The following is a 6,488-nucleotide window of genomic DNA, read 5'->3' on the forward strand; positions in this document are numbered from 1 at the left end:
ATCTGGTTCTGGAAATTTTAGAAGCGATGACTAGCAGGTGTCAGCGGATTTTAACAAACCCAGTTTGGGTAATTAGTTCCTGTCCCTGCTCTGTTAGCAGTAAGTTAGCATAAGCAACGCCGACTTGCTCCCCAGTTTGACCATTCTGTTTAACCACTACAAACAGATTCCGGGTAATCGGGTATTTTCCTGATTGAAAAGCCTGAATGTTCAATTGATTCCGTTTTTCAGGACATTGATTAGGGAGAATCAATGGTTCTTGATAAGGAGGAATGTATTCCCCAGGCGTGCGTCCCAAAGGTAAGGGTCTAATAGAACATTGAGGAACAACCTCCGGAGCAGAAGCGTAATAGATGCCACCAGGACTATCAGCCGCCTTTTTTAAGGCTTGGGTGGTCGTAAAGACAAACTCTACTTGGGAACTGAAAGTTTGACCACCCAAAATGTCTTGGACAAAAAGTTCAACGGTGCCACCATCACTAACACGGCGTGTAAATGCCTTAATTGGTAGATTTAGTCCACCCACTTGATTCCAATTATTAATCTTGCCTGTGTAGATGGATTTTAGCTGGTCTATTGTCAATCCTGGGATATTTAGGTTCGGGTTTACGGCTACAGCTAACCCATCAATCGCTACAGGAATTTGATTGAGTTTGAATCCACGTTGTTGAGCGCGGTTTAATTCTTGATTTAATTTCTTGGTGATATTGGCTCAAAGTCATAGCCAGTACGAGATCGACTACCAGGGACTATTTTTACAAGTTGGACTGAGGTGTTTCTATCTCCTGATGGTAAAAAGCGAATTTCCCCACCAGCACCTGTAGCAGAAAATCCAGGAGATACAAGAGTTTTTTGAATACCAGAACGGGTGGGATCTTTTCCTAAGGCAGCAATCAAGGCTTTTGTAGCATCATAGGCTAGGGCAGTACGCCAACTCACATCAGCACCCCATAATTTTCGGGATGTTTTGGGAAATTCCGATTTGGGATTACCTTGAATATGCCAGGGAACTGCTAATACCATTCCTACTGCTTGTTCTCTACCAATTTCTAAGGTTTTTAGTGTATACACACCATTACCAGCCAGTAATTTTAGACGCTGTTGATTTACCTGAACTACTTGCAATGCTTTGTCTACAATTCCTGTGTTAGCGGCTAACATTAATACTTGCGCCCCTTGTTCAGTTGCCTGTTTCACACTGGAAGCAGCACTAAAATCGGCTTTGGATAAATCAAATTCTTGAGATACTTCTCCACCTTCCAATAAAATAGAGGCAACAAACTCTGATTTTAGAGACTGACTATAATCACTTTGAGAATTAAAGAAAACTGCTGCTTTTTTCTTCTGTAAGTTTTTCACCATGTAATTTGCTAAGGTTCTAGTAGTTATCAAATGACTGGGAACTGTTCTAAAAATGTAGGGGCTAAAGTTGGTAATTTTCACAGAACTGCTATTAGGGGAAATAGCAACAAGTTTTCCAGAATCATAAACTTTACCTGCCGTTAATGTTGCATTACTACTACTACAGCAGATTGCACCTAATACTTCTGGGTTTTTGACTAAGTGACTAGCAATTTCTTTAGATATTTCTGGTTTATCATCATCGTTAGCTATGCCGACTTTTAAGTAAGCTCCGTTAATTTTTCCTTGACTATTAATTTCCTCTTGGGCTTGAGCGATACCTCGTAGTATTTCTAATCCAGTACCAGTATTAGGATTATTGGCTAATGGTATTGTTGCCACAATTGTATAGTTTTTGCTAGATCCAATCCGCGCGTTATTCAGATATATTAGTGCTTCTGGATCATTGGGTTGGAATTTTAAAGATGCTGTAAATTTGGCGATCGCTTGTTGATAATTTTTATTAGCTATTGCTTTAGCCCCATCTGTTTTAAATGCAGAAGCTTCTCCAGGGCTAAATATTTTTTCCCCAAAACTAATTCTTTCTTTAACTGATGTTTCTGATTGATTATTATTGTTTTTTTTCTGATTATTTTCTAATGTGTTAACACTAGTTATTGGCAAAATTCGCCCTAAAAATAACCATATACCAATTCCTAGTACACCGCTTGTCAATAATAAGGATAATAGTAATACTTTAACTTCTTTTTGTAACATAATTGACTCCTTTGTTTTTAAGTGACTTTTGAAAAACCAAACTATCTAAATTATTGAAGATATTAATTTATAAATCAAACGAAATATTGATGTTACCGCAATAGCTATTAAAGCTGAAGCAAATGCTAAAATAACCACATTCTGAATAACAATACCACCATGTAAAAAGGGGATAAAAAATATAATTGCCAAAGTAATTGCGGGGATAATTAATAAGTCAAATTTTTCCAACCAGCGTTGAGTTTGAGCAAAAATTAAACCACTCAAAATCACAACAGAAATAGCCATAGTGATGATCGGGTTTTTGAGTAAGCTGAAAAGGGCGATCGCTATTAATGCTCCTTGAAATCCGCTAAAAGCTGCCCCAGCTAATAATTCCCAAGTAGCAAATTTTGGTTGTAGTGAAATTGGTTTTAGTGGTGGTGGTATTGGTGTTGGAGGTTGGGTTGATGGATGTGGTTGTATTTTTTGTCCCTGTGGTACTGATGGAGGTGTTTGTATTTGTGGAGGTGAAGCTGTAGGAATTACACTAGGAGCAGGTGGAGAAAGAGCTTGTAAAACTTCTGCTGCTGACTGAAAGCGTTGACTAGCCGCAGGGAGCAGCATTTTGTCTAAAATATCAGCTAGTCTGTCATTAACAGTAACTTGTGTCCGCCATTTCCACTGATTAGTATAGGAATCAAAAAGTGTACCAGCTTCCTTTCCTGTTAATAAAGTAATCACAGTCACAGCTAAAGCGTATAAATCTGTAGAAGGAAATACTTGATTTCCTGACATTTGTTCTGGTGGTGCAAAACCCAGAGAATAGATTCCCGTAGAAGCAGTAGAAGCACCAGGAACATTAGCAACTTGTTTTACAGCACCAAAATCTAACAAGAATAATTTACCATCCCGACGAAGCATAATATTAGAGGGTTTAATATCTCTGTGAATAATGCCTTTATCGTGGATAAAAGTGAGAACTGGGAGAATTTCCGTGAGTATTTGTGTAACTCCGATTTCTGAAAATTTCCCTTCTTGGAGTAATTCTTCTTCTAGATTTTGTCCATCAATATATTCTTGAACGAGGTAAAAAAACTGCTCTTGTTTTCCTGGTGGTAAACTGGAGACAGAGACAGGGAAGAAAGCAAATAAGTCAGGAATTTGCTCATGTTCATTGCCTATTTGCGCTAAAACTTCTGCTTCTCTTTCAAAGAGTTGTTGTGCTAGTTGTAGTTGAGTAGGTGTTAAATTCCCAGCAGGTTGGAATTGCTTAACCACACAGGAGCGCATTCCCGGAATACGGCGATCGCGTGCCAAAAAAGCGGCACCAAAACCTCCCTTACCCAGTAACTGAGTAGGTACATAGCGACCATCTAAAAGTAGTGGCATACCACAACTAATGCAGTATTTTTGCTGAGTAGTTTTTAAAGTTGTAACATCATCTAAATCCGCGAAATGATTGATTGGCCTGGGGCAGTTGGGACGAGTGCAGTAAACTTCCATGTTAGTTGTTAGTCATGAGTCACCAGTCATTAGTCATTAGTCATTAGTCATTAGCTATCTACACTTTTGACTACTGACTACTGACTACTGACAAAAAATTTACTCTGGATCAGATGAAATAGACGTTGATGTATCTATTTCTAATGTACTTAACATCAGATTTTTTTGTGATAATTTTAACGCATCTCCATCCCATCCAGGGGTAGCAAACTGGGGTAAAATTTCCTGACTAAAGGCTTCTGCGGCTTTAGAGCGATAGCGATTAGGATTGACAATGAGCCAAAGAGTCCGTTTGACAACCACACCTTCAATAGGTGTACAGTGTAGCACACCCATTTGTAATTCTTTAGCGATCGCCGAAGTAGAGACAAAAGCCGCCCCCAAACCTGATTGCACAGCATTTTTAATTGCTTCAATGGAATTTAGTTCCATTTCAAATTTAAAACGTCTGGTATCAATATCACAGCGTGCTAGTACCTGATCAATGACTTTGCGGATAGTAGATTGGGAGTCAAGAGCAATGAATTGTAATTTATATAGGTCTTCTTTTTGAATGGTATCGAGTTTAGCAAAGGGATGGAATGTAGGTAAAATCAGCGCCAGTTCATCCTCTGCGTAGGGAACGATGTCCAAAGATTCAGCTAGTTCAGAGGGAATTTCACCACCGATGATAGCTAAATCAACTTGTCCGTTAGCTACACTCCAAGCGGTACGACGGGTAGAGTGGACGTGAAGTTGTACCGCCACATCGGGATATTTTTGACGAAACATCCCAATCATCCGCGGTAACAAATAAGTACCAGTAGTTTGAGAAGCACCGACAATTAGAGTACCACCTTGGAGATTTTGTAAATCCTCAATAGCGCGACAAGTTTCTTGACACAGACTGAGAATTTTTTCACCGTAGCTAAGGAGTAGATGTCCAGCTTCGGTTAACTGAGCGCGTCTTCCACCCCGATCAAATAAGGGGACATCCAGTTGGCGTTCCAGATTTTGCACCTGTAAACTCACTGCTGGTTGAGAGACGTAAAGACTATCAGCGGCGCGTTTGAAGCTCCCTTCTTGTGCGATCGCTTTGAGAATGCGTAACTGATCTAAAGTGAAAGGAAGGTCAGACATAAGGCTTAACCCACAAACTTGGGAAGGAGCAGCTTTAAAAATAAATCAAGGTCTATAGCTTTTGGGCTAGGCATGATTTATGGCATTGTAATAGCTGTCAGCAGTCAGTAGTCAGTAGTCAGCTTTGGAAAACTCTTGTTTGACAAAGATTCCAAAATATACACTGCTCCTAATGATCCGGAAAACTGCTATGACATTTAAATATGACATTTAAAAACGTGATCCGAAAAAGAAATTAACACAACATCTTGCAAAAAATCCTCTTGTGTATAAACTGTTAAGGGTGCAATCAACTGTCTTGGCTTTTACCATCTAGTGATTATTAGTCAAGATAATTACCAATATTAGCTGCTTTTATTTTCAATTTTGAATTTTTCATCGGAAATTGAGTTGTGTCTATGATGTCTAGTCCTTGGTTCACCAGCAGTCATCTTGTGATGCTGGGGTTACAGTTAGTTTTTGCGATCGCCCACAGCGGAGGTGCTGCTTTGCGTCCTTGGGCTGAAAAATACATCGGACCAAGGTTGTATCGCATTTTGTTTGCATTAGTTAGTTTACCCTTAGCAGTGATCTTAATTACTTACTTTTTTAATCACCGTTATGATGGTTGGCAACTGTGGCAAGTACAGGATATACCGGGTGTGAAACCAGTAGTTTGGGTACTATCAGCAATTTCCTTTTTATTTTTATATCCTGCTACCTTCAATCTACTAGAAATTGCGGCTATTCAAAAGCCCCAAGTTCATCTTTATGAAACAGGTATTATTCGTATTACCCGTCATCCGCAAATGGTGGGTCAAGTTATTTGGTGTATTGCCCATACTCTGTGGCTAGGTACAACCTTCACTGTTGTTACATCTTTGGGTTTAGTGCTACATCACTTATTTGGAGTTTGGCATGGCGATCGCCGTTTGAGCAAACGCTATGGAGAAGCTTTTGAAGTAGTCAAACAACGCACTTCAATTATTCCCTTTCAAGCAGTTTTTGATGGTCGTCAAGCTCTGAAATGGCAAGAATTTATTCGTCCAGCTTACTTGGGAGTTGCCATTTTTGTAGCCTTACTCTGGTGGTCTCATCCCCTATTAATCGTAGCCACCAGTAGCATATCATGGTAGTTTTAAGTGATCCCCAATATCAACATAAAATACTAATTTCATCAAAATTCCCGCTTATCAAATACCACTAAATCAATGTAATATGAAATAAACCAACTGTCAGTGTGGGTTTCCTCAGTCGGTTTGAGATTGAATATTGGGATTTGCTGGTCGCTTGACTTTCTTCGGGAGGAAACGGCAATCAGAAGTTGAACATCAAAAAAGCTACCGTGAATTTGATCGCGCTGGCTTTTTTGTCAGCAACTCCTAATGATACTGACTTGCCAACTCACATCAGTGGTGGTTACTTTGATATAAAAACCTTATAAATCAAGAGGCGTCATGGTGTTGTCGGTCAGTGAGCGGACATTTACTCAAGAAGTTTTAGAATCTCCAATTCCTGTGTTAGTTAATTTCGAGGCTCCTTGGTGTGGCTTGTGTCGCATCATTCACCCATTGTTGCTGCAATTTCAAGCTCAGTGCGACAACGGAATTAAACTTGTAGCGGTTAACGCTGATCAAAATTTCAAGCTATCTACCACCTATCGTCTCAAATCACTACCAACTTTACTACTAATTGAAAAAGGTGTGATCAGACAACGCCTTGAGGGTTTCCGCAGCAGAGATGATTTACGTCAAGCACTGGAAGAAATTCAACTCAGTTGCATGACT

General features: G+C 39.5%; 5 protein-coding genes and 1 pseudogene. 2 read left to right on the plus strand and 4 right to left on the minus strand.

What is annotated here, in order from left to right; all coding sequences use genetic code 11:
• Window positions 1-40: 40 nt before the first annotated feature.
• From FFR48_RS08820 to FFR48_RS08835, 4 genes and pseudogenes are all read right to left on the minus strand, one after another.
• A pseudogene (locus FFR48_RS08820) lies at window positions 41-694 on the minus strand (PstS family phosphate ABC transporter substrate-binding protein); the annotation flags it as partial.
• A complete protein-coding gene (locus tag FFR48_RS08825) occupies window positions 691-2,118 on the minus strand; it encodes an ABC transporter substrate-binding protein (protein ID WP_190648188.1) in 1,428 nt (475 codons plus the stop codon). The pseudogene FFR48_RS08820 and the gene FFR48_RS08825, both read right to left, overlap by 4 nt.
• 45 nt (window positions 2,119-2,163) lie before the next feature.
• A complete protein-coding gene (locus FFR48_RS08830; protein WP_137667101.1) occupies window positions 2,164-3,603 on the minus strand; it encodes a serine/threonine-protein kinase in 1,440 nt (479 codons plus the stop codon).
• Between the two features lie 99 nt (window positions 3,604-3,702).
• On the minus strand, window positions 3,703-4,722 hold the full coding sequence (locus FFR48_RS08835) for a LysR family transcriptional regulator (protein ID WP_137667102.1): 1,020 nt from the start codon (window positions 4,720-4,722) through the stop codon (window positions 3,703-3,705).
• Window positions 4,723-5,120: 398 nt separating this feature from the next.
• On the opposite strand from FFR48_RS08835, the gene FFR48_RS08840 reads away from it, so the two are divergent.
• A complete protein-coding gene (locus FFR48_RS08840; protein ID WP_190346869.1) occupies window positions 5,121-5,837 on the plus strand; it encodes an NnrU family protein in 717 nt (238 codons plus the stop codon).
• Between the two features lie 321 nt (window positions 5,838-6,158).
• Window positions 6,159-6,488, plus strand: a 330-nt coding sequence (locus tag FFR48_RS08845; protein ID WP_137667103.1) for a thioredoxin family protein, incomplete at its 3' end; no start/stop codon positions are given.

The sequence above is a fragment of the Sphaerospermopsis reniformis genome (assembly GCF_005402885.1).
Classification (GTDB): domain Bacteria; phylum Cyanobacteriota; class Cyanobacteriia; order Cyanobacteriales; family Nostocaceae; genus Sphaerospermopsis; species Sphaerospermopsis kisseleviana.